Origin of the sequence: Pseudomonas sp. H9 (assembly GCF_004353925.1) — a bacterium.
Taxonomy (GTDB): domain Bacteria; phylum Pseudomonadota; class Gammaproteobacteria; order Pseudomonadales; family Pseudomonadaceae; genus Aquipseudomonas.
The window spans coordinates 335,450-357,384 of sequence record NZ_SMOK01000011.1 but is presented as its reverse complement, the minus strand read 5'-3'; the positions used below and the strand labels follow the sequence as shown (position 1 = coordinate 357,384).

Annotated in this window: 20 protein-coding genes; 4 read left to right on the top strand and 16 right to left on the bottom strand. The window is 61.0% G+C overall.

All coding sequences use genetic code 11. The features are described 5' to 3' along the window. The first annotated feature begins 59 nt into the window (after positions 1-59). Both E1573_RS09515 and E1573_RS09510 read left to right on the top strand, forming a co-directional pair. Positions 60-686, top strand: coding sequence for a LysE family translocator (locus tag E1573_RS09515; RefSeq protein ID WP_133212924.1), 627 nt, complete (start codon positions 60-62; stop codon positions 684-686). 131 nt (positions 687-817) lie between these two features. Further along, a complete protein-coding gene (locus E1573_RS09510) occupies positions 818-1,078 on the top strand; it encodes a DUF1652 domain-containing protein (protein WP_133212922.1) in 261 nt (86 codons plus the stop codon). Here the strand turns inward: E1573_RS09510 and E1573_RS09505 are convergent. From E1573_RS09505 to E1573_RS09455, 11 genes are all read right to left on the bottom strand, one after another. Continuing rightward, on the bottom strand, positions 1,075-1,350 hold the full coding sequence (locus E1573_RS09505; protein WP_133212920.1) for a peptidylprolyl isomerase: 276 nt from the start codon (positions 1,348-1,350) through the stop codon (positions 1,075-1,077). The two genes, E1573_RS09510 and E1573_RS09505, sit on opposite strands and share 4 nt — an antisense overlap. A gap of 35 nt (positions 1,351-1,385) precedes the next feature. Next, entirely contained in the window at positions 1,386-3,347 is a 1,962-nt protein-coding gene (locus tag E1573_RS09500; RefSeq protein ID WP_133212918.1) for an acetoacetate--CoA ligase, read from the bottom strand. 89 nt (positions 3,348-3,436) lie between these two features. Next, positions 3,437-4,207, bottom strand: coding sequence for a 3-hydroxybutyrate dehydrogenase (hbdH, locus tag E1573_RS09495; RefSeq protein ID WP_133212916.1), 771 nt, complete (start codon positions 4,205-4,207; stop codon positions 3,437-3,439). Between the two features lie 10 nt (positions 4,208-4,217). Beyond that, positions 4,218-5,609, bottom strand: a complete 1,392-nt coding sequence (locus E1573_RS09490; RefSeq protein ID WP_133212914.1) for a GntP family permease — start codon at positions 5,607-5,609, stop codon at positions 4,218-4,220. Between the two features lie 223 nt (positions 5,610-5,832). Continuing rightward, positions 5,833-7,224, bottom strand: coding sequence for a sigma-54-dependent Fis family transcriptional regulator (locus E1573_RS09485; protein ID WP_133212912.1), 1,392 nt, complete (start codon positions 7,222-7,224; stop codon positions 5,833-5,835). A 30-nt stretch (positions 7,225-7,254) separates the two neighbouring features. Continuing rightward, a complete protein-coding gene (locus E1573_RS09480; RefSeq protein WP_133212910.1) occupies positions 7,255-8,277 on the bottom strand; it encodes an ABC transporter permease in 1,023 nt (340 codons plus the stop codon). Then, positions 8,277-9,335, bottom strand: coding sequence for a microcin C ABC transporter permease YejB (locus E1573_RS09475; RefSeq protein ID WP_133212908.1), 1,059 nt, complete (start codon positions 9,333-9,335; stop codon positions 8,277-8,279). Before E1573_RS09475 ends, E1573_RS09480 begins: the two co-directional genes overlap by 1 nt. Further along, the gene (locus E1573_RS09470; protein ID WP_133213336.1) at positions 9,332-11,179 is read right to left on the bottom strand and encodes an extracellular solute-binding protein; all 1,848 of its coding nucleotides are present in this window, start codon (positions 11,177-11,179) and stop codon (positions 9,332-9,334) included. Before E1573_RS09470 ends, E1573_RS09475 begins: the two co-directional genes overlap by 4 nt. A gap of 27 nt (positions 11,180-11,206) precedes the next feature. After that, a complete protein-coding gene (locus E1573_RS09465) occupies positions 11,207-11,488 on the bottom strand; it encodes a peptidylprolyl isomerase (RefSeq protein WP_133212906.1) in 282 nt (93 codons plus the stop codon). A gap of 166 nt (positions 11,489-11,654) precedes the next feature. Beyond that, positions 11,655-12,725: a 3-deoxy-7-phosphoheptulonate synthase gene (locus E1573_RS09460; RefSeq protein ID WP_133212904.1), complete on the bottom strand. Its 1,071-nt coding sequence runs from the start codon at positions 12,723-12,725 to the stop codon at positions 11,655-11,657. Between the two features lie 552 nt (positions 12,726-13,277). Continuing rightward, positions 13,278-13,943: a response regulator transcription factor gene (locus tag E1573_RS09455; protein WP_133212902.1), complete on the bottom strand. Its 666-nt coding sequence runs from the start codon at positions 13,941-13,943 to the stop codon at positions 13,278-13,280. Between the two features lie 178 nt (positions 13,944-14,121). On the opposite strand from E1573_RS09455, the gene E1573_RS09450 reads away from it, so the two are divergent. Beyond that, the gene (locus E1573_RS09450) at positions 14,122-14,763 is read left to right on the top strand and encodes a response regulator transcription factor (protein ID WP_133212900.1); all 642 of its coding nucleotides are present in this window, start codon (positions 14,122-14,124) and stop codon (positions 14,761-14,763) included. On the opposite strand, the gene E1573_RS09445 is transcribed toward E1573_RS09450, so the two are convergent. Both E1573_RS09445 and exaA read right to left on the bottom strand, forming a co-directional pair. Continuing rightward, positions 14,760-15,398 (bottom strand): pentapeptide repeat-containing protein, encoded by a 639-nt coding sequence (locus E1573_RS09445; protein WP_133212898.1) that lies wholly within the window; start codon positions 15,396-15,398, stop codon positions 14,760-14,762. The two genes, E1573_RS09450 and E1573_RS09445, sit on opposite strands and share 4 nt — an antisense overlap. Before the next feature lie 80 nt (positions 15,399-15,478). After that, positions 15,479-17,290 carry a quinoprotein ethanol dehydrogenase gene (gene exaA / locus E1573_RS09440; protein ID WP_256659513.1) on the bottom strand — a complete coding sequence of 604 codons (1,812 nt, stop codon included), beginning with the start codon at positions 17,288-17,290 and terminating at the stop codon, positions 15,479-15,481. A gap of 355 nt (positions 17,291-17,645) precedes the next feature. Here exaA and pedF point away from each other — a divergent pair, with 355 nt between their 5' ends. Then, the gene (pedF, locus tag E1573_RS09435) at positions 17,646-18,047 is read left to right on the top strand and encodes a cytochrome c-550 PedF (RefSeq protein ID WP_371925153.1); all 402 of its coding nucleotides are present in this window, start codon (positions 17,646-17,648) and stop codon (positions 18,045-18,047) included. 60 nt (positions 18,048-18,107) lie between these two features. On the opposite strand, the gene E1573_RS09430 is transcribed toward pedF, so the two are convergent. The 3 genes from E1573_RS09430 to E1573_RS09420 form a co-directional block, all read right to left on the bottom strand. Continuing rightward, positions 18,108-19,259 carry an acyl-CoA dehydrogenase family protein gene (locus tag E1573_RS09430; protein ID WP_133212892.1) on the bottom strand — a complete coding sequence of 384 codons (1,152 nt, stop codon included), beginning with the start codon at positions 19,257-19,259 and terminating at the stop codon, positions 18,108-18,110. 16 nt (positions 19,260-19,275) lie between these two features. Further along, the gene (locus E1573_RS09425) at positions 19,276-20,346 is read right to left on the bottom strand and encodes an enoyl-CoA hydratase/isomerase family protein (RefSeq protein ID WP_133212890.1); all 1,071 of its coding nucleotides are present in this window, start codon (positions 20,344-20,346) and stop codon (positions 19,276-19,278) included. Positions 20,347-20,546: 200 nt separating this feature from the next. After that, entirely contained in the window at positions 20,547-21,875 is a 1,329-nt protein-coding gene (locus tag E1573_RS09420; protein ID WP_133212888.1) for an MFS transporter, read from the bottom strand. Positions 21,876-21,935: the final 60 nt, after the last annotated feature.

Below are 21,935 nucleotides of genomic sequence, written 5' to 3'. Positions count from 1 at the left end.
ACCTTGACCCACAGGCGCGGTAAGCGGAATCTTCCAGCTCACGCTGCTGGAGCTGCATCATGGACCTGTCGTTACTTGCCCTGTTCGTACCTGCCTGCTTTGCCCTGAACATGGCACCGGGCCCGAACAATCTGTTGTCGCTGAACAATGCCAGCCGCTATGGCTTGCGCACGGCCTGTGTAGCGGGCGTTGGTCGGCTGTTGGCGTTCGCCGCCATGATCATGCTCGCCGCCATGGGGCTGGCCGTGGTGCTGTATACCAGTGAATACCTGTTCCTGAGCATCAAGCTGCTGGGCGCGGCCTACCTGTTCTACATTGCCTGGCAGTTGTGGCGGGCGCCGGTGGCGGTAGCCCCGGTCAAGCGCGAGTGCCGGACAAGTACCCTGCGTCTGGCGCGTCAGGAGTTTCTGGTGGCCGCCGGTAATCCCAAGGCGATATTGATCTTTACTGCGTTCTTGCCGCAGTTTGTTCAGGTGTCGAGCCCGGTGCCGGTGTCTGAGCAATTCGCCTGGCTGGGTGGCTTGTTTCTGCTGCTGGAGTGGGCTGCGATTGCTCTCTATGGCTGGTTGGGCGCATACCTGCAGCGCTGGTTCAATCAGCCGGCATCACGGCGTGTGTTCAATCGGGCCAGCGCGACGTTACTTGCCTGCGCAGGGTTGGGGTTGCTGGCAGCTCGTCGCGCTTGAGTTCCGGGGTGGTGGGCCAATGCACGGGTGCTTATAGAGAAAGGGTCTGAGACGCGTGGGTAAATGACCTAGGCTTATGGCTGGACCGGGCACACGGGACCGTTGTCCGCCACTTGCCAAGGAGATGACCCATGCTCTCGACGTTGGAGTTGCGCAACATCATAGAAAGCAGTTTCTTGCCAACCCGCTGCCAGTGCACGCTGGCGCCGGATCGTTCGTTGACGGTCAAGGTATTTGACCGCAGCTGCGAACGGGTCGACTTGCTGGTTACCGGTATTTGCGCCGAACAACTGACCAGCAGCCGCGCGATTTCCAACCTGATCATCGGCCTGCGCAATGACCTGGCCGATCAGCGCCAGCAGCGTGCCGGTCGACGCAGCGACAGCCTTTAATCGCGGTAGAACACCTGCACCAGGTGATAGCCGAACTTGCTCTTGATCGGGCCGTGCACCACCCGCAATGGTTTCTTGAAAATGACCTGGTCGATGGCGCCGACCATCTGCCCCGGGCGCACTTCGCCCAGGTCACCACCACGCTTGCCGGACGGGCAAGTGGAGAATTTTTTGGCCAGCACATCGAACGCTTCGCCTTTGGCGATACGTTGCTTGAGCTGTTCGGCCTCTTCAGCGGTCTTGACCAGAATGTGCCGGGCCTGTGCTTTCATCTAACGGTACCTTCGCAAAGCGCTAAAACCGCGCATTATGCCTGAACACGCAGCTCCGGGCGGTCTCGAAATTGTTCGAGGGCTTCGGGGTTGGCCAGGGCGTCGGTGTTTTTCACCGGTTCGCCGTGCACCACATTACGTATCGCCAGTTCGACGATCTTGCCGCTGATGGTCCGCGGTATGTCGCTCACAGCGGCAATCACCGCCGGCACATGGCGGGGGCTGGTATTGCGGCGGATGACCTGACGGATCCGTTGCTGCAGCGCTTCATCCAATGCCAGGCCCTCGCGCAGGCGCACGAACAACACCACGCGCACATCGTTTTGCCAGCGTTGGCCGATGGCAACACTTTCCAGTACCTCGTCGATGCTGTCGACCTGCCGGTAGATTTCTGCAGTACCAATGCGTACCCCTCCAGGATTGAGCACCGCATCGGAACGACCGTGAATCAGCAGGCCGCCTTCGGGTGTCTGTTCGGCATAGTCGCCTTGCGCCCAGACGCCCGGGAACTGGCTGAAGTAGGCCGTATGGAAACGCTCAGCCTGCGGGTCGTTCCAGAAGCCCAGCGGCATGGCTGGAAAATGCCGGGTACAGACCAACTCGCCTTTCTCACCGATCAGGGCATGGCCGTTGTCGTCCCAGACTTCTACTGCCATACCCAGGCTTTTGCATTGGATTTCGCCACGTCGTACGGGCAACAGCGGGTTGCCGATCACAAAGCAGGAGCAAATATCGGTACCGCCCGACATTGAGGCCAGGCACAGGTCCGATTTGAATTCGCGGTACACGTAGTCGTAGCTTTCGGGCGACAAGGGGGAACCGGTGGACAGCAACAGCTTGAGGGAATCCAGGCGGTGGCTAAGGCGTGGCTGGAAATGCGCGTGCTCCAGTGCTGTCAGGTACTTGGCACTGGTGCCAAAGGCGTTGATTCGCTCGCTGTCGATCAGGCCGAGCAAGCGCTCGGGGCCGGGGTGAAAAGGCGAGCCGTCATACAGCACCAGCGTAGCGCCGACCGCCAGGCCGCTGACCAACCAGTTCCACATCATCCAGCCGCAAGTGGTGTAGTAGAACAGCACATCGTCCGCGCCCAGGTCGTTGTGCAGGCCGTGTTCTTTCAAGTGTTGCAACAGCACGCCGCCAGCACTGTGGACGATGCACTTGGGTACACCTGTGGTACCGCTGGAGTAAAGAATGTACAGCGGGTGATTGAACGGAAGTGGGGTGAATTGCGGCACGCCACCGGGTGTATAGAAGCTGTCCCACAGACTGATGCGGGCCGTGCTGTGAAACGCCTCTGTGCGGGTTTGAGCGCGACAGTAAGGCACCACCAGTAAGTGCTCCAGGCTGGGTAGCTGGGCCAGCACCTCATTGATTTTGTCGACCTGATCGATGGACTTGCCCGCATACTGATAACCGCCACACACCATTAGCAGCTTGGGTTCAATCTGGCCAAACCGGTCGATGATGCCGTGGGTGCCGAACTCCGGTGAAGAACACGACCAGATTGCGCCGAGGCTGGTGCAGGCCAGCATGGCCACTAGGGTATGCCAGCTGTTGGGCATGACCGCGGCGACGCGGTCACCGACGCCAATGCCAGCGGCCTGGAAACTGCGTTGCAACCCGGCGACGTGCTCGGCCAGCTCGGCATGGCTGAGCACCTGGCGTTCGCCGTCTTCGCGCACGGTAATCACTGCTGGCTGTGCGTCGCGGCGCCTGAGCAGGTGTTCGGCGAAGTTGAGCGTGGCACCGCTGAACCAGCGCGCATCGGGCATACGCAGGCCTTCAGTGAGGGCCTCGGTTGCAGATTGATGCCACAGTACCTGGAAGAAATCGGCGAGGGTCTGCCAGAACGCCGCACGCTGGTCGATGCTCCAGCGGTGCAATTGTTCGTAGTCGGCCAGTGCCAAACCATGCTTGCGGTTCACCTCACGGCGAAAGGCATCCATGCGACTGGCCTGAATGCGCGCCTCGCTCGGGCGCCAGAGCACTTCGTTCATGCACATCCCTCCGAACGGTAGGGGCGGGCTTGCCCCGCAATTGCAGTGTATCCGCTACATCCTGTCGCGGCGCAAGCCCGCTCCCGCAGTTACTGGGCCAGCCAGCCGCCATCAATGTTCCAGGCAGCACCTCGCACCTGGCTGCCCGCTTCGCTACACAGGAACAATACCAGCTCACCCAGGTGTTCGGGAGTGACGAAGGCCAGTGAAGGCTGCTTCTCCGCCAGCAGATCGTGCTGCGCCTGTTGTGCATCGATGCCACTGGCGGCGCGGTCATCAATCTGTTTTTGCACCAGCGGCGTCAGCACCCAGCCCGGGCAAATGGCGTTGCAGGTGATGTTGCTGGTGGCCGTTTCAAGGCCCACTACTTTGGTTAGCCCGACCACACCGTGCTTGGCCGCCACATAGGCCGCCTTGCCGGTCGAGCCTACCTGGCCATGCACCGAGGCGATGTTGATGATCCGCCCCCAGTTGCGCTGACGCATACCCGGCAATGCCAGGCGTGTGCCATGGAACACGGCAGAAAGGTTAACGGCGATGATTGCGTCCCAGCGTTCCACCGGAAAGGCTTCGACCGCCGCGACATGCTGAATGCCGGCGTTGTTGACCAGAATGTCGACGCCACCGAATTCGCGCTCGGCGTAGGCGAACAGGTCTTCGATCTGCGCCACATCGCCGAGGTCAGCCGGGTGATGCCCGACCCGCGTACCGTGGCGGGCCACCTCGGCGATCGCTGCACTGGCGTCGCCGAAGCCATTGAGAATCAGGTTCGCGCCCGCTCGCGCCAGCACGTGGGCGATACCCAGGCCGATGCCACTGGTGGAGCCGGTCACCACAGCTGTTTTGCCATTGAGTTGCATAAGATGCTCCTTAGACGATACCGGTAGCGTAGAAGGTGGCGATCACCACAAACACCGCCAGGGTTTTGATCAGGGTAATACCGAAGATATCTTTGTAGGCTTCCCGGTGGGTCAGGCCCGTGACCGCCAGCAAGGTGATGACCGCGCCGTTGTGCGGGAGGGTGTCCATGCCACCGCTGGCCATGGCGGCGACGCGGTGCAGCACTTCAAGGGGAATGTTGGCAGCATTGGCGGCGGCGATGAAGCTGTCGGACATCGCCGCCAGGGCGATACTCATGCCCCCGGAGGCAGAGCCGGTGATACCGGCCAGCAAGGTCACGGTGATCGCTTCGTTGACCAGCGGATTAGGGATGGCGCGCAGCGCATCGGCAAGTACCAGAAAACCAGGTAACGATGCGATTACCGCGCCGAAACCGTATTCGGAAGCCGTGTTCATGGCCGCCAGCAGGGCACCGCTGACTGCGCTTTTGCTGCCTTCTGCCAGGCGGCTCTTGATGGCGCCAAAGCCCGCCACCAACACCAGCAAGATGCCCAACAGCAGCGCCGCTTCAACGGCCCAGATCGCGGTGAGCTTGGCAATGTCGGTCTGTACCGGCGCACTCATGCCGGGGAGGCTAAGGCTGTGGGTTTTGCCATACCAGGCCGGAATCCAGTGGGTGAACAGCAGGTTCATCACGCCCACCAGCAGCAATGGCGAGAGTGCCAGCAACGGGTTGGGCAGTTTCAGGTCGGCGGCCGTTTCCGGTTCATTGCGCAGGTCGGTGCCATAGCCTTCCCCGGCGCGCTGAGCTTTGTTGCGCTGGCGTTGCAGGTAGAGCATGCCGGTGCAGAACACGAACAGCGTGCCGATCAGGCCCAACCAAGGGGCGGCCCAGGCGGTGGTGTTGAAGAAGGTGCTGGGGATGATGTTCTGGATCTGTGGGGTACCGGGCAAGGCATCCATGGTGAAGGAAAACGCCCCCAGGGCGATGGTCGCCGGGATCAGGCGCTTGGGGATGTTGCTCTGGCGGAACATCTCGGCGGCAAACGGGTAGACCGCAAACACCACCACGAACAGCGAAACACCGCCATAGGTGAGCAGTGCGCACACCAACACGATCACTAGCATGGCCTGGCGGGTGCCGAGCAGGCGAATGGCGGCTGCGACGATCGAACGGGAGAACCCGGACAGTTCAATCAGCTTGCCGAATACCGCGCCGAGCAGGAACACCGGAAAATACAGTTTGATAAAGCCGACCATCTTCTCCATGAACACGCCGGTGAAGGCGGGTGCCACGGCTGAAGGATCGGTGAGCAGGACGGCGCCGAGGGCGGCGATCGGGGCGAAGAGGATAACGCTGTAACCACGGTAAGCAGCCAGCATCAGCAGCGCGAGGGCTGCCAGGGCGATGATCACACTCATCGAGTGTCTCCTTGGGTGCATCTTGTTTTTGTTGGGTTGCAGGAGATAGCGAGAACCGTGCCAAGGTTCTAAGTTATTGAAATATATGGATATTGTTTGTTTTGAGAAATATCTGATCTCTATTTTGAGACTGCTGGTCGCGGGGCAAGCCCGCTCCTACCGACCCACTGTGGGAGCGGGCTTGCCCCGCGACAACAATCTCAAAACAGAAACACAAGTCTCGTTATTGAGACGCAAGCCCAAGCGCCACCAACTTCTTATACAAGGTAGACCGCCCCAGCCCCAGTTGCCGTGCGGCTTCCGGCACGTTGCCGGCACAGCGCGCCAAGGCGTCGCTCAACAACTGCCGCTCAAACTCGGCACAGGCCTGTCGGTAGTTCAGTTGCGGTGTTTGTGCCTGCACCGGCGCCAGGTTGCCCAGTGCCGCGTGTAAGTCCCTGGCACTCAGGCGCGACTGATCCGCCAGCAAGGTGGCGCGTTCCAGCACATTGCGCAGCTCACGGATATTGCCTGGCCAGGCATGCCGGGCAAGCAAGGCTTGAGCATCGTCCTCCAGCTCATGCTGGCTGCCCAACTCTTCGAGGATGGCTTCGCTGAGCGCCGGCAGGTCTTCAAGGCGCTCGCGCAGCGGTGGGACCTGGATTGGCAGAACGTTGAGCCGGTAATACAAGTCGGCGCGAAACTCGCCGCGGGCCATGGCGGCGTTGAGGTCGGTGGAGGTCGCGGCAATGATACGCACGTCGCTGCGCATCATTTGGTTGGAACCGACCGGCTCGTATTCTTTTTCCTGCAGCACACGCAGCAACTTGCTTTGCAGCGGCAGAGGCATGTCGCCGATTTCGTCGAGAAACAGGGTGCCGCCCTCGGCCAGTTGCAGTTTGCCGGGGCGGCCTTTGCGATCGGCGCCGGTGTAGGCGCCCGGTGCGGTGCCGAAAAACTCCGCTTCCAGCAGGGTTTCCGGAATGGCAGCGCTGTTAATGCTGACAAACGCCTTGTGCGCCCGGGAAGAGGCGGCATGGATGGCATGGGCCAGCAGTTCTTTGCCGGTACCGGTTTCACCGAGCAACAACACCGCCGAGTCGCTGCTGGCACCGCGCCGGGCCCGGCGCTTGACCTCCAGGCTGGCGGCGCTGGTACCAATGAACTGGGCAAAGCTGTATTTGGCTTGGCGTGCCTTGAGCAGTGACCGAGTCGAGGCCAGTTCCTGCTGCATACTGGCATAGCGCTTGAGCAGCGGCGAAAGGCTGCGCAGTTCATCGAACAGGGCAAAACCGATTGCGCCGATCAACGCGCCATCAGCGTCGTGGACCGGCAGGCGCATGACCACCAGCGGTTCTTTCGGGGTGTCGAGCATGTCGAGCAGGATCGGTCGGCCGTTGTTCACCACCTCGCGCATCAGGCTGCCGGGAATCACGCTTTCGCAGGGCTGGCCGATGACGCTGGCAGCATCGTCAAGGCCAAAGCGCCGGGCGTAGCGCTCGTTCATCCAGACGATTCGGGCATCGCGGTCGACAATAAGGGTGCCTTCACTGGACTGCTCGATGATCTCGAACAGCGAACGGATCGCCAGTTGGCGTACCTGCTGATAATCCTTGAGGCTGTCACTGGCAGGCATGCGCCGCTCCCTGAAGATCAAAGGGGGCGATTATGCCCGTGGATCGAAGGCTTCGCGCAAGGCATCGCCAATGAACACCAGCAGCGAAAGAATCAAGGCCAGGGCGAAAAACGCAGTAAAGCCCAGCCACGGCGCCTGCAGGTTCTGTTTGCCCTGATTGACCAGTTCCCCGAGCGAGGCACTGCCGGCGGGCATGCCGAAGCCGAGAAAGTCCAGGGCGGTGAGAGTGGTGATGGCCCCGGTCAGAATGAATGGCAGGTAGGTAAGTGTGGCGTTCATGGCATTGGGCAGGATGTGCCGCAGGATCACGCCGCTGTCGCGCAGGCCGAGCGCCCGTGCGGCCTGGACGTATTCGAGGTTGCGCCCACGCAGGAATTCGGCACGTACCACATCCACCAACGCCAGCCAGGAAAACAGCGCCATGATCCCCAGCAGCCACCAGAAATTGGGCTCGACAAAACCGCTGAGGATGATCAGCAGGTACAGTACCGGCAAGCCCGACCACACCTCCAGCAAGCGTTGCCCGATCAGGTCGACCCAACCGCCGTGGTAGCCCTGCAAGGCACCTGCAGCAATGCCAATCAGGGTGCTGATGATCGTCAAGGCCAGGGCAAACAGAATCGACACACGGGTGCCGTACAGCACACGGGCCAGCACATCGCGCGCCTGATCATCGGTGCCCAGCCAGTTGACTGCAGACGGCGGGCTGGGGGTGGGCTGCTGCAGGTCGTAGTTAGGGGTGTCGGCGCTGAAGGGAATAGGCGCGAACAGCATCCAGCCGCCCTGATCCTTGATCAACTGCTGCACGTATTGGCTGCGGTAATCCGGCTGAAACGGCAGTTGGCCGCCGAAGGTCTGTTCGGTGTAGCGGGTGAATGCGGGGAAATACAGCTGGCCTTTGTAGCCCATCAGCAATGGCTTGTCGTTGGCCACCAGTTCGGCCCCCAGGCTGAGGATCAGCAGTGCAACGAACAACCACAGCGAAATCCAGCCACGGCGGTTGCGCCGGAAACGCTGCAGGCGCCGACGTGATACAGGCGACAGGCTGAACATCAGTGGGCCCTCGTGGCAAAGTCGATCCGCGGATCGACCAGGGTGTAGCACAGGTCGCCGACCAGGCGGATCAACAAGCCGAACAGGGTGAAGATGAACAGCGAGCCGAACACCACCGGGTAGTCTCGCGAGACGGCCGCTTCGTAGCTCATGCGCCCCAGGCCATCGAGGGAGAAGATCACTTCAATCAGCAATGAACCGGCAAAAAACACGCTGATCAACGCCTGCGGAATACCCGCCACCACCAACAAAATGGCGTTGCGAAACACATGGCCGTACAGCACGCGTCGGTCGCTCAGGCCCTTGGCCCGGGCGGTGATGACGTACTGGCGGGTGATTTCGTTGAGAAAGGCGTTTTTGGTCAACAAGGTCAGGGTAGCAAAGCCTCCGATCACCAACGCGCCGACCGGCAGCACCAAGTGCCAGAAGTAATCGGCCAACTTGCCCAACAGGCTCAATTGATCGAAGTTTTCCGAGACCAGGCCGCGCACCGGGAACCAGTTCAGCGAGGTGCCACCGGCAAACACCACAATCAGCAACAAGGCAAACAGAAACGAGGGCAGGGCATAGCCAATGACGATCAGGCTGCTGCTCCAGGCATCGAATGCCGAGCCGTGGTGTACAGCCTTGCGGATACCCAAGGGAATCGACACCAGGTAAGTGATCAAGGTGGCCCAGAAACCCAGCGACAGGGTGACGGGCATTTTTTCCAGAATCAGGTCGGTAACCTTGGCGCCGCGGAAAAAGCTGCTGCCGAAATCCAAGCGTGCGTATTGGCCCAGCATCAGCCATAAGCGCTCCGGTGCAGACTTGTCGAAACCATACTGGCGTTTGATGTCTTCGATCAGCTTGGGGTCCAGGCCACGGCTGGCCCGGGAACCGCTGTGCACGGTCTCGACACTGGCCCCAGGCGCACTGCCACCAATGCCCTGCAAACGCGCGATGGCTTGCTCCACCGGCCCACCGGGGGCGGCCTGCACGATGACGAAGTTGACCAGCAGAATGATCAGCAGGGTGGGGATGATCAACAGCAAGCGGCGCAGGATGTAGGCGGTCATGGCTGCTCCTTCACGCGCTCGGACATCTGCACGTTGGTCAGTGCTGAGGGGCTGACTTCCCACCAGCTGTCCAGGCCTTCATCGTTGCTTGGCTGCACCTTCGGCAGGCCGAAGCGGTTCCACCACACGGTCGAGGTGCCAGGTGGGTAATAGTTGGGAATCCAGTAGTAGTTCCAGCTCAGTACGCGGTCCAGAGCGTGGGCGTAGCGGAGCATGCCGGCTTTGCTGTCGGCCTTGACCAGGCCGTCGAGCAGGCGGTCCACGGCCGGGTCCTGCAGCACCATGTAGTTGTTCGAGCCCGGGTCGTTGGCCGCTGCCGAGCCAAAGAAGTTGTACAGCTCAAGCCCGGGCGAAGGCGACACCGGGTAACCGGTGACAATCAGGTCATAGTCGCGGGCCATCAGGCGGTTGACGTACTGCGAGGCATCGATGCGGCGGATATCCAGGGTGATACCGATCTGCGCCAGCGTACGTTTCCAGGGCAGCAACAGGCGTTCGAAGCCGGCCTGGCCATTGAGGAAGGTGAACCGCAGGGGTTCGCCTTCGGCATTCACCAGTTGGTCGCCTTGCGGCCTCCAGCCCGCCGATTCGAGCAGGGCCAGGGCCTGTAGCTGTTTGTCACGTATCAGCCCCGAACCATCGGTTTGCGGCGCTTGGAAAACCTGAGTGAACACTTCCTCTGGTATCTGGCCGCGCAGTGGTTCAAGCAGTTCGAGTTCTTGCGCATCGGGCAAGGCGCGTGCAGCCAGCGTGCTGTTGGAGAAGAAACTCTGCTGGCGGATGTACAGGTTGCGCATCATCTGCCGGTTGCTCCACTCGAAGTCCCACAGCAAAGCCAGCGCCTGGCGCACGCGGCGGTCTTTGAACACCGGGCGTTGCAGGTTGAAGACAAAACCCTGGGCCGGTTGTGGGGCGTCTTTGGCCAGGTGCGCGCGTTGCAGGCGGCCATCGTCCAGCGCCGGGCTGTTGTAGCCAATCGAATAGCCGGTGGCAGAAAACTCGCGGTTGTAGTCAAAGCCGCCGCCCCGCAATACCTGGCGTGCCACCTCGGTGTCGCCGAAATACTCGATGCTCAGACGGTCGAAGTTGTAGCGCCCACGGCTCACCGGCAGGTCGCGCGCCCACCAGTCTGGGTTGCGTTCAAAGGTGATACTGCGACCGTTGTCGATTCGCCCGATACGGTACGGGCCACTGCCCAGCGGCGCTTCGAAACCGCCGCCGTTGGCAAAGTCGCGGTCTTTCCACCAGTGCTCTGGCAGCACCGGCAGGCTGGCCAAGTCCAGTGGCAAGGTGCGGTTCTGGTTACTCTTGAAATCAAAGCGAACCTGGCGCGGGCCCTCGATCTCGACCCGCTCGACATCGGCAAACTGGGTGCGGTATTTGAGGCTGCCTTCGCGCATCAGCAAGTCGAAGGTGTAGCGCACATCTTCAGCGCGAATCGGCTGACCATCGGCAAAGCGTGCACGTGGATCGAGGTAGAAGCGTAACCAGCGCCCGTCGGGGGCGCGCTCCAGACGCTGAGCGACCAGGCCATAGACCGTGTAGGGCTCATCCTGGGCGCGGATGGCTAATGGTGCATACAACCACCCGTCGACCTCGGCAACGCCGATGCCCTTGTCGATATAAGGCAGCACATGATCGAACTGGCCGATTTCGATGGCAGAACGGCGCAGGCTGCCGCCCTTGGGCGCGGTCGGGTTGACGTACTGGAAGTGCTGGAAACTGGCAGGGTATCGCGACGGCTCACCATAGACGGTCAGCGCATGCCCGGGCGCTGCACGCAGGCCCGGGCAGGTCAGCAGCAAGAAAGCCAGTAACAGGCCAGGTGACTTCACCCGGCGCATCATGGCCGCACGCTGCATCGGCAGGACTCAGTCCTGGCGGCTGGTGACTTCCAGCAGGTGGTAACCGAACTGAGTTTTGACCGGGCCTTGCACCACGTTCAAGGGGGCGCTGAATACCACGGTGTCGAACTCTTTGACCATTTGCCCCGGGCCGAACGAACCCAGATCACCACCTTGACGGCTGGATGGGCAAGTGGAATTGGCCTTGGCAACTTCAGCGAAGTCAGCGCCGCCTTCGATCTGCGCTTTGAGCTCGTTGCACTTCTCTTCGCTGCTGACGAGGATGTGGCGGGCAGTGGCTTTTGCCATGGGAAAGTCTCCTGGTGAATGAACCGCAAGCCTAGCGCAATTGGCTGCACATTGCTCCTGCTTATTGAGCAAGCCGGTGGGAGCGGGCTTGCCCCGCGATAAAGGCTTGTCAGACACATCGCAGCGGGTCAAGCCTGCTCCCACCCCAGTCGCAAGGACTGCGCTGTTAACGTTGCGCCAGTGCTGCACTGGCCTGCTGCAACAGGTGCTGAGTCGAATCCCAGCCCAGGCAACCATCGGTAATCGATACACCGTACTTCAGTGGCTCTTTACCCAACGCCTGGCAGCCGTCGAACAAGTGGCCTTCGAGCATCATGCCGACGATTGAGCGGTCACCTTCCAGGCGTTGCCGCAATACCTCATCGAACACGGCGGGTTGGCGCAGCGGGTCTTTGCCGCTGTTGGCATGGCTGCAGTCAACCATGATCCGCGCGCTCAGACCGGCCTTGGCCAGGCCCTGACGTGCCTGGGCAAGGCTGGCCGCGTCGTAGTTCGGGCCCTGGTGACCACCGCGCAGCACCAGGTGGGTGTCGGGGTTGCCCAGGGTTTCGATAATCGCCGGGTAGCCTTGGGTGTCAATGCCGAAATGCCGATGTGCATGGGCAGCGCTGCGGATGGCATCGCAGGCAATGGCGACACCGCCGTCGGTGCCATTCTTGAACCCGACCGGCAACCCCAGGCCGCTGACCATCTCGCGGTGGATCTGCGACTCGGTGGTTCGTGCACCAATCGCCGCCCAACTCAGCAGGTCATCGAAGTACCCGGCCGCCATAGGCTGCAGCAACTCGGTGGCAACCGGCAAACCGCGCTCGAGCATACCCAGCATCAGCCCACGGGACAGGGCGATACCGGCGTGCATGTCATCGCTGCCATCCAGGTGTGGGTCGTAGGCCAGGCCTTTCCAGCCGACGGTGGTACGCGGTTTTTCTACGTAGGCTCGCATTACCAGCAGCAGTTGATCGCTGACGTCGTCACTGAGGGCTTTGAGGCGGTCGGCGTATTCAAGGGCCGAGCGTGGGTCGTGCAATGAACAAGGGCCGACGATCACCAGCAGGCGTTGGTCGCGACCTTCAAGAATGGCTCGGACGGCCTGGCGATGGCGTTCGACCTGATGGCCAAGGGCAGTGCTCAATGGCATTTGCTGCTTGAGCAGGTGGGCACTGGGTAGACGTTGGCTGACCGCAGAATTGGCGGCTTGCGGTTGGGTCAGGGGCAAAGCGAGCGAAGACGATTGCATGGCGATTATGTTCCCTGGGCGGACGGCGGGTTCTGGCCCGCGCACTCGGCCCTATCGAAGTGTTCGACAAAGATCCGGATTGGCTGTCTGTGTGGTTGCGCCACCTGTGATGGACCGGTCGGAGGCGGCAAACTGGCCCGAACGGGATTGGCTAAATCGCCAGGCGGTAAAGCTTGGGTAACGGTAATAAGTGGTGTAGTTCATGGGGTAATCCTCGTTATCTGTTCGGTTTTCCGGGGCCTGAAATGCAAAACCCCCGGTCGGGGGGCCGACCGGGGGTTGAGTATTCTCGTGTTCGGCGGCCCCTTGAAAGTGGGCGCCGGTGTGGGTATCAGCGGCGCCTGTGGCTAAACCAATACCCAAAATAAAACGCAGCAGGAGCGACGGTCGCGCACTCAGCCACAGCCAGCAGCGGACGCGATGGGCGACCTGCGTGGTGAGCGTGAATGAGGGTGGATGGCGACATGGGACTCTCCGGTTGATGTGCCTGAGCTTACTTCAGGCGCGGGCGTGGTTTCAATGGCTAATTTGCATATCCGTGATTACCCCCGACTATCGTCGCAGGTAGGCAGTGAAGTCGATGTCGCCAGCGCTGAGGATCGCCTGCACGCGGTTGTGCACATTGAGCTTGCGCAAAATTGCAGACACATGGGCTTTGACCGTGGTCTCGGCAATGTCCAGGTTGTAGGCGATCTGTTTGTTCGATTCGCCTTTGCTCATGCGCTGCAGCACCAGCAACTGTTTGCGCGTCAGCGCTTGCAGCAGCTCCGGAGCGAAGGGCGGGTGTTCGCTGTGGCTGCGGCGGGTGTTGGCTTTTTGCGTGCGAATGATGTCGGGTGGCAGGTACACATTGCCATTGAGGATCTGTTCGATGGCGTCGGTCATTTGTGAGCGCGGTGAAGACTTGGTGATGAAGCCCACGGCGCCATAGGTAATCGCTTGCAGCACGACCTGTTTGTCTTGTTCGGCCGAGACAATCACCACGGGTACGGTGGGGGCACTGTTGCGCAGGTTGATCAGGCCACCCAGGCCATGCATGCCCGGCATGTTCAAATCGAGCAGGATCAGGTCGAGGTCGTCATGATCGACAGTCAGGGCCAAGGCGCCGTCAAGATCGGCGGTTTCCATCACCTCGCTGCCGGGAAAGCCATCGCTGATCACGCTATGGATGGCTTCGCGAAACAATGGGTGGTCGTCGGCGATCAGAATCTTGTACATGGCTTTGCACCTTATTGTTGTGGGTGTTGCTGCACCCCTTCATTACAGGCCAGCACTAGCGCTTTGGAAATGCGACCATCGACAACGGAAACAGTACCAAAGTAGTAGGCGCCGGGGCAGGGGTGCGCTTTAGCATGGGCACAACCTGCTTCGCAGGACTACTGGGGAGGGGCTTTGGATGGCCATTTTACTGGTCGACGACCACCCGATGCTGCGTCTGGGCCTGGCCCGTCTGCTGATGCAAGGGCTTGAAGGGGTGGCAGTGATTGAAGCGGGCAGCGGCGAAGCGGCGCTGCTCAAGGTCGCCGAGCAGTTGCCGGGGCTGGTGATCATGGACTTTGACCTTCCCGGCATCAGTGGCCTGGAAACCACTCGGCGGCTACGCCAGCGCTTGCCGCAGTTGCGTGTGCTGTTTTTCAGTGAACACGCGCAGCTGGGGCTGGTGCGTCAGGCGCTGGATGCCGGCGCTTGTGGCTTTGTCTCCAAACGCGCTGAGCCTGAGGTATTACTGGAGGCGGCGCGCCGTGCGTTGTGCGGCCAGGCCTACATCGAGCAGCCGCTGGCCACAGCATTAGCGGTGCAGGCCTATGGTGGGCAAGCCGCCGATGTACGCCTGCAGGACTTGACCCCGCGCGAAGTGGAAATCTTTCTGATGCTGGCCAAAGGTTTTTCGAACCAGATGATCGCCCAGCAGCTGTGTTTGAGCAGCAAAACCGTGTCCAACTACCTCACCACCCTCAAGAGCAAGCTGCAGGTCAGTTCTCAGGCCGAAATGGTGCATCTGGCGATTGAAGCTGGCCTGCTACAGCTGGCAGCCTAGTTCCAACTGTCGGGACAGCCCTGGCAACCTTCCATGTTGCTGCCCTGGAAGTTGGCGTAGTGTTGGCGACTACCGCGCAGGTCGGCCTGCGCCAGGTTGCTTTCGCCCAGTTTGGCTTCCTGCAGGTTAGCGTCAGCCAGGTTCGCCCCTTTGAGGTCGGCCTTGCTCAACCAGGTCATTTCCAGGTCGGCAGCCTGCAGGTTGCTGTTGTGCAGACGGGCGCCGGAGAGGCGCGCGAACTCCAGATAGGCAGCACTGAGGTTAGCGTTGTCGAAGGTCGCGCCTTGGGCGAACAGCCCCCAGCCTTGCACGGCAACCAGGGTCGCGCCCTGCAGATTGGCCAGGCGCAGGTTGCTTTGCTGCAGGCTGGCACGGGTGAGGTTGGCGCCTTGCAGGTTGGCTTTTTCCAGGTTGGCCAGGTCCAGGCGGGCGTGGCGCAGGTTGGCGCCGCGCAGGTCGGCTCCGGCCAGATTGATTTTGCGTAGGTCCTGGTTGCTCAGGTCGGCGCCACGCAGGTTCGCGTTAGGGCATTGGCTTTCCGGGGCGAGCACGCAGCCGTTGATGGTCGGTGCGCTGTCGTCGGTGGCGAAGGCGGGGGTAAGGGCGGCGATTAGCAGCAATGGCAAGTAATTCATCAGAATCTCCTTGGGAGGGATGACGCTGTCGCGGGGCAAGCCCGCTCCCTCAGTGGGAGCGGGCTTGCCCCGCGATCGGTTCAACGCTGAGCAGTCTTGGTATCCCAGGCCGGGATCTTGAACACCCAGAAAGAACCACCCTGAGCCACCGGCTTGGTCAACTCGGCCATGTCGCCACCCCACAGCGGTACCGCGCCGCCATAACCGACGGTGACGCCGATGTACTGTTCACCCTCCTGCTCCCAGGTGATGGGTGGCGAGACAATGCCGCTGCCGGTCTGGAATTTCCACAGCTCTTCGCCGGTCTTGGCGTTGAAGGCCTTGAAGTAGCCATCGCCGGTGCCGGTGAACACCAGGTTGCCCTTGGTCGCCAGCACACCGGCCCACAGCGGCAGGCGCTCTTTGTGTTCCCAGACCATTTTTCCGGTGGTCGGGTCCATGGCGCGCAATGAGCCGACATGGTCCTCATACATGCGCTTGATCCTAAAGCCCATGCCTAGGTAGGCCGAGCCTTTTTTGTAGTTCACCTCCTCGGTCCAGTATTCCTCTTTCCACTGGTTCGACGGCACATAGAACAGCCCGGTGTCCTGACTGTAGGCCATCGGGTTCCAGTTCTTGCCACCCAGGAACGGTGGCGATACCTCTACCGGTTTGCCTTTGGTCTGGCCGGGCTCAGGCTTGGCCGGGCGTTGGCCAGGGTTCTCCACCGGGCGACCGGTGGTGAGGTCGATGTGGCTGGCCCAGGTGATGTTGTCGGCGAACGGAAAAGCGTTTTTCAGTTTGCCGTTGGTGCGGTCGACCACATAGAAGAAGCCATTGCGGTCGGCATGGGCGGTGGCCTTGAACGGCTTGCCGTCTTTGTCTTTGTAATCGAACAGCACCAGTTCGTTGTTGCCGGAGAAGTCCCAGGCATCGTTAGGGGTGTGCTGGTAGAACCACTTCACTTCTCCGGTGGTCGGGTCGACGCCCACCTGACCTGAGGTGTAGAGGCTGTCGTAATCGTGGGGGTTGCCGTCTTTGGAGGTACGCGCCCAGGTGTTCCAGGGGCCGGGGTTGCCAGCGCCGACGATGATGGTGTTGGTTTCAGCGTCGAAACTGGCGCTTTGCCAAGGCGCGCCACCGCCATGACTCCAGGCTTGGACCTTGCCGGTTTCGGTGCTCGGATCGTCTGGCCAGGACGGTGCTTTGACATCGCCGGTGGGGGTGCTGTCCTTGCCGTTCAAACGGCCCATGTGTCCCTCAACGAAGGGCCGCATCCAGACTTCATCACCGGTCTCGGGATCACGGGCAAACAGTTGGCCGACCACGCCGAATTCATCGCCGGAGCTGCCGTGAATCAACAGCACCTTGCCGCTCTTCTGGTCTTTGACCAGGGTTGGCGCGCCGGTCATGGTGTAGCCTGCACTGTGGTCACCGAACTTCTTCTTCCACACCACTTTGCCGGTGTCTTTGTTCAGGGCAATGACCTGGGCGTCGAGGGTGCCGAAAAAGATCTTGTCGCCATAAATCGCTGCACCGCGGTTGACCACGTCACAGCAGGGGCGGATGTTGTCGGGCAAACGATGGTTGTAGGTCCACAGGCGCTTGCCGCTTTTGGCGTCGAGGGCGAACACCCGCGAATACGAGCCGGTGACGTAAATCACCCCGTCGTTGACGATGGCCTGGGACTCCTGGCCACGTTGTTTTTCATCGCCAAACGAGTACGACCAGGCCGGGGTCAACTTGAACACGTTGCTGTCGTTGACCTGAGCCAGCGGGCTCCAGCGCTGGGCGTTGGTACCCATGCCGTACTGCAGGACGTTGCCGGTGGTTTTATGGTCATCGGCGATGTCGTCCCAACTCACCGGCGTTGCGCTGGCCGGTACGGCCAGGGCCAGGCCGCTGAACAGCATGATCGCGTGCACGGCGTTAGACAGTGGAGAGCGAGTGGTGGGTACCGATCTTATTGTCATGGTTGGAGTTCCCAGAAAAGGTTTTGGCCCGCTTAGCCTGGAACCTTGCCTCTGAGCGTGAAACGGAAAAACTCCCGCCCTTTACGGGAAAACTTCCCAAACGGCGCATGATTTGGCACTGCTTCACAAGCGTTACGACCAAGGGAGTAGAGCGCGGCCCCCAAAGCAGCATGGGGCCTGATGCCGGGTCGGCCTAGGCTGGCGAACACCCTTTCAACAGAGAGGGGTTCGCGTGCAAACAGCAGTCGAGGGCATAACAATGACAACAGTAAAAAACGCCTGGTTGGGCCTGATAATGACCAGCTGCCTGATCAGCAGCGCAGCGGTGTTGGCCCATGGCAACGTCACACCGACGGCGGTCAATACCGGAAACCTGGAAAAACTCGGCGAGCAATGGCGCACGGAAAACCCCTACCGCAACAGCAAGGATCATGACGAGGCAGTGTCGATTGGCGCATCGGCCTACAACCAGAATTGCGCGGCTTGTCATGGCCTGGAGGCCAAGTCGGGGGGGATCGCACCGGATTTGCGCTTGCTGGATGAAGGGGCGGCGGGTGATGAATGGTTTGTCGAGCGGGTGCGTAACGGCGCGGTGCGCGATGGCCGGGTGTACATGCCGAAGATGGCCGACTACCTGAGCCAGGAGGCGCTATGGGCGGTGCGCAGTTACCTCGACAGTGTGCATGTTGATGAGTAAATCGCGGGGCAAGCCCGTTCCCACCAACCCTGTGGGAGCGGGCTTGCCCCGCGACGCTTGTTACAACGCGTAGTGCTTGAGCTCGCGGGCAATCAGCATGCGCTGAATCTCGCTGGAGCCTTCGTAGATCTGGGTGATCCGCGCATCGCGGTAATAGCGCTCTACGGGGTAGTCTTCCAGATAGCCATAGCCGCCATGCACCTGAATCGCCTTGGAGCAGACCCGCTCAGCCATTTCCGAGGCAAACAGCTTGGCCTGTGACGCCTCGCTCAGGCACGGCTTGCCAGAACTGCGCAGGCGTGCGGCATGCAGGATCAGCAGGCGTGCCGCGTTGATTTGCACCTGCATGTCAGCCAGCAGGTTGGCGATGCTCTGGTGCTCATTGATCGGTTTGCCAAACTGCACGCGGTCACGGGCGTAGGCCAGTGCAGCTTCAAACGCCGCACGGGCGATCCCCAGTGCCTGGGCGGCAATGCCAATGCGTCCGCCTTCAAGGTTGGACAGGGCAATGGCCAGGCCCTTGCCGCGCTCACCGAGCAAATTGGCAGCGGGGATGCGGCAGTTGTTCAAGGTCACCGCGCAGGTATCGGAAGCACGAATGCCCATCTTGTGTTCGCTGCGATCGACCACAAAACCTTCGTTGTCGGTCGGCACCAGGAACGCCGAAATACCTTTCTTGCCCAGCTCTGGGTCGGTTACGGCAAACACGATGGCCAGGCCGGCGCGCCGTGCGTTGCTGACAAACTGTTTGGCACCGTTGATGACCCAGTGGTCGCCCTGCAACTGGGCGCTGGTGCGCAGGTTGTGCGCCTCGGAGCCCGCTTGTGGTTCGGTCAGGCAGAAGCAACCAATCACGTCACCGGTGGCCAGACGCTCCAGCCAGGTTTGCTGTTGTTCAGCATTGCCGTAGGCGAGCAGGGGGCCGCAACCCACCGAGTTGTGAATACTCATCAGGGCACCAGTGGCGCCGTCGCCTGCAGCGATTTCTTCGACTGCCAGGGCATAGGCAACGTAGTCGGTGTAACTGCCGCCCCATTGCTCTGGGACGACCATGCCGAGCAAGCCCAGCTCGCCCATTTTTTTCACCACCTGATCATCGATCCAGCCGGCTTTTTCCCAGGCCTGTGCATGCGGTGCGATTTCGCCACGGGCAAAGTCGCGGGCCATGTCGCGGATCATGATCTGTTCTTCTGTCAGTTCCAGGTCTTGCATCTGCGTACTCCAGGCCTCACAGGCCTTCGAAGAATTGATCCACCCGCGAACGGTCCAGCTCGGCAAGGGTCGGCGGATTCCAGCGTGGCTGTTTGTCCTTGTCGATGATCAGGGCCCGCACGCCTTCGATCAGGTCGCCATGCTCGAACCACTGCTGATCCAGGTGCAACTCCATCTTGAAGCAATCTTCCAGGCTCAGGTGACGGCCGCGGCGCAGCATCTCCAGGGTGGCTGCCATGGCCAGCGGCGAACGGGTTTCCAGCAGGTTTGCGGTGTTCACTGCCCATTCGTGGCTGTCGGCCACGGTTACCGCCCGTAGTTGTTCCACGATACTGCTGACGTCGGGCAGGGCAAAGAAGTGATCGATGGCCGGGCGCAGCTTGGCCAGTGGCGGGTTGTCCAGCGTTTGGGTACCCAGCTTGGCGAGTACGCCTTGCAGGTCTTTGAGCGGGTAATCGCTGAACGTCAGGGCATCGAGGCGTTCATCGAGCTGCGCCAGTTTGCTGCTGTCCACGTACCAGTCTGCCAGGCCGCAGTACAGCGCATCCGCCGCCTGGATCTGCACGCCGCTGACGCCCAGGTAGGTGCCCAGCTCACCGGGCACGCGGGACAGGAAGTAGCTGCCACCGACATCTGGGAAGTAGCCGATGCCGACTTCTGGCATGGCCAGGCGGCTGCGTTCGGTAACAACACGCAAGTCTGCACCTTGGGCCAGGCCCATGCCGCCACCGAGGGTGAAGCCGTCCATCAAGGCGAGGATGGGCTTGCGGTAATGATGGATGCACAGATCGAGGGCATATTCTTCGATGAAAAAATCCCGGTGCAGGCTGTCGCCGGCCTTGTAGCTGTCGTGCAACGAACGGATGTCACCCCCTGCACAAAAGCCCTTGGGGCCTTCGCCGCGCAGCACCACGGCATGCACATCGGCGTCGTGGGCCCAGGCATCAAGTTGAGCCTGAAGGCGGCGCACCATGTCCAGGGTCAGGGCGTTGAGGCCGGCGGGGCGATTGAGGGTCAAGTGACCGATATGGTTACGGACCTGGGCCAGAACCGGTGTTTCGGCTGGCGTTTGAACGTGCGCGGTCATCGCTTCTCCCTGCATTGTTATTGATTTTCCGCTAGAGGATCGCCGGATCCTACCAGTGCAAATTTGCTCAATACAATCGATAAAACTGCAGGGTGAATCTGCATATTTGCATAAGCGACACTGTGGGAGCGGGCTTGCCCCGCGATGCGATGTGTCTGATACACCGCAATCGCGGGGCAAGCCCGCTCCTACCTACACCGTCAGCTTGCCGGTTGGGTCACCGCGCTGGGGGCGCGTGAGGCGCGCAGGGCCACCAGGCTACCGACTACGATCAGGCCAGCCAGTGAATACAGGGCGGCATCGGTCGAACCGGTCTGGTCCTTGATGAAGCCCACCAGGTAGGGGCTGAGGAAGCCGGCCATTTGCCCGACCGAGTTGATGATCGCCAAGCCCGCCACTGCAGTACCGGCACTGAGCAGCGCAGTAGGCATTGGCCAGAACATCGGCAAGCCGGTGAGGGCACCCATGGTGGCGATGCTCAGGCCCAGCATGGCAATGACCGGGTTGCTGGCAAAGTTCACCGCCATCAACAGACCGATAGCGCCCATCAGCATCGGCACCACCAAGTGCCAGCGCCGCTCATTGCGCAAGTCGGCCGAGCGACCCACCAGCAACATGAACACGCCTGCCAGCAAGTAAGGAATGGCGCTCAACCAGCCAATCAGCAGGGCGTCGCTGAAGCCCAGGCTCTTGATGATCGACGGCAACCAGAAGTTGATCGCATACACACCGCTCTGGATGCAGAAGTAGACGAAACCGAACGTCCAGATCATCGGGTTGGTAAATACAGACACCAGGCTGTCACTGACAGTCACCGGCTTGCTGGCGGCATCGATCGCCAGATCATGCTTGATCATCTCGCGCTCAGCCGGGCTCAGCCATTTGGCGGTGGCATAACCGTCGCTGAGCAGGAACACGGCCATGATGCCCAGGATGACCGTGGGGATACCTTGAATCAGGAACATCCACTGCCAACCCGCCAGGCCATGCTGACCGGCGGCGAAATGGTTGAGGATCCAGCCGGAGAACGGCCCACCAAGCAAGCCGGACACCGGAATGGCCGACATGAACAAGGCCATGATCCGCCCGCGGCGGGTGGCCGGGAACCAGCGCGAGAGGTACAGCACGATGCCCGGGAAGAAGCCCGCTTCCGCTGCGCCGGTGAACAGGCGCAGTACATAGAACTCCATGGGCGTGGTGACGAACAGCAGGCAGGTCGACAGCGTGCCCCAGGCGATCATCATCAGTGCGATCCAGCGTCGTGGACCGAAGCGGTTGAGCGCCAGGTTGCTGGGCAAACCGCACAGTACATAGCCGATGAAGAAGATACCGGCACCGAGGCCGTAAATGGTTTCACTGAATTTCAGTGCATCGAGCATCTGCAACTTGGCAAAGCCAACGTTGACCCGGTCCAGGTAATTGAACAGGTAGCAGATAAAGATGAAGGGGATCAGCCGCAGAGTGATGCGCCGATACAGCGCGTTGCGGGAGTCGTCGTGGCCTTGGTCAGGGGCAGGGCTGTATGACATGATTTGCTCTCTTCGTTTATTTTTATCGCCGCAGCCTGCATCAAGGCGGCTGCTGCGATG

Coding starts and splice junctions, on each gene's coding strand:
- E1573_RS09485 (WP_133212912.1), bottom strand. CDS start 7,224: ATGCCTGCCAGTGACAGCCTCAAGGATTATCAGCAGGTACGCCAACTG.
- E1573_RS09420 (WP_133212888.1), bottom strand. CDS start 21,875: ATGTCATACAGCCCTGCCCCTGACCAAGGCCACGACGACTCCCGCAAC.
- E1573_RS09450 (WP_133212900.1), top strand. CDS start 14,122: ATGGCCATTTTACTGGTCGACGACCACCCGATGCTGCGTCTGGGCCTG.
- E1573_RS09465 (WP_133212906.1), bottom strand. CDS start 11,488: ATGGCAAAAGCCACTGCCCGCCACATCCTCGTCAGCAGCGAAGAGAAG.
- pedF (WP_371925153.1), top strand. CDS start 17,646: ATGACCAGCTGCCTGATCAGCAGCGCAGCGGTGTTGGCCCATGGCAAC.
- E1573_RS09510 (WP_133212922.1), top strand. CDS start 818: ATGCTCTCGACGTTGGAGTTGCGCAACATCATAGAAAGCAGTTTCTTG.
- E1573_RS09505 (WP_133212920.1), bottom strand. CDS start 1,350: ATGAAAGCACAGGCCCGGCACATTCTGGTCAAGACCGCTGAAGAGGCC.
- E1573_RS09490 (WP_133212914.1), bottom strand. CDS start 5,609: ATGAGTGTGATCATCGCCCTGGCAGCCCTCGCGCTGCTGATGCTGGCT.
- E1573_RS09475 (WP_133212908.1), bottom strand. CDS start 9,335: ATGACCGCCTACATCCTGCGCCGCTTGCTGTTGATCATCCCCACCCTG.
- E1573_RS09455 (WP_133212902.1), bottom strand. CDS start 13,943: ATGTACAAGATTCTGATCGCCGACGACCACCCATTGTTTCGCGAAGCC.
- E1573_RS09480 (WP_133212910.1), bottom strand. CDS start 8,277: ATGTTCAGCCTGTCGCCTGTATCACGTCGGCGCCTGCAGCGTTTCCGG.
- E1573_RS09515 (WP_133212924.1), top strand. CDS start 60: ATGGACCTGTCGTTACTTGCCCTGTTCGTACCTGCCTGCTTTGCCCTG.
- E1573_RS09425 (WP_133212890.1), bottom strand. CDS start 20,346: ATGACCGCGCACGTTCAAACGCCAGCCGAAACACCGGTTCTGGCCCAG.
- E1573_RS09500 (WP_133212918.1), bottom strand. CDS start 3,347: ATGAACGAAGTGCTCTGGCGCCCGAGCGAGGCGCGCATTCAGGCCAGT.
- E1573_RS09430 (WP_133212892.1), bottom strand. CDS start 19,259: ATGCAAGACCTGGAACTGACAGAAGAACAGATCATGATCCGCGACATG.
- E1573_RS09460 (WP_133212904.1), bottom strand. CDS start 12,725: ATGCAATCGTCTTCGCTCGCTTTGCCCCTGACCCAACCGCAAGCCGCC.
- hbdH (WP_133212916.1), bottom strand. CDS start 4,207: ATGCAACTCAATGGCAAAACAGCTGTGGTGACCGGCTCCACCAGTGGC.
- E1573_RS09470 (WP_133213336.1), bottom strand. CDS start 11,179: ATGCGCCGGGTGAAGTCACCTGGCCTGTTACTGGCTTTCTTGCTGCTG.
- E1573_RS09445 (WP_133212898.1), bottom strand. CDS start 15,398: ATGAATTACTTGCCATTGCTGCTAATCGCCGCCCTTACCCCCGCCTTC.
- exaA (WP_256659513.1), bottom strand. CDS start 17,290: ATGCTGTTCAGCGGCCTGGCCCTGGCCGTACCGGCCAGCGCAACGCCG.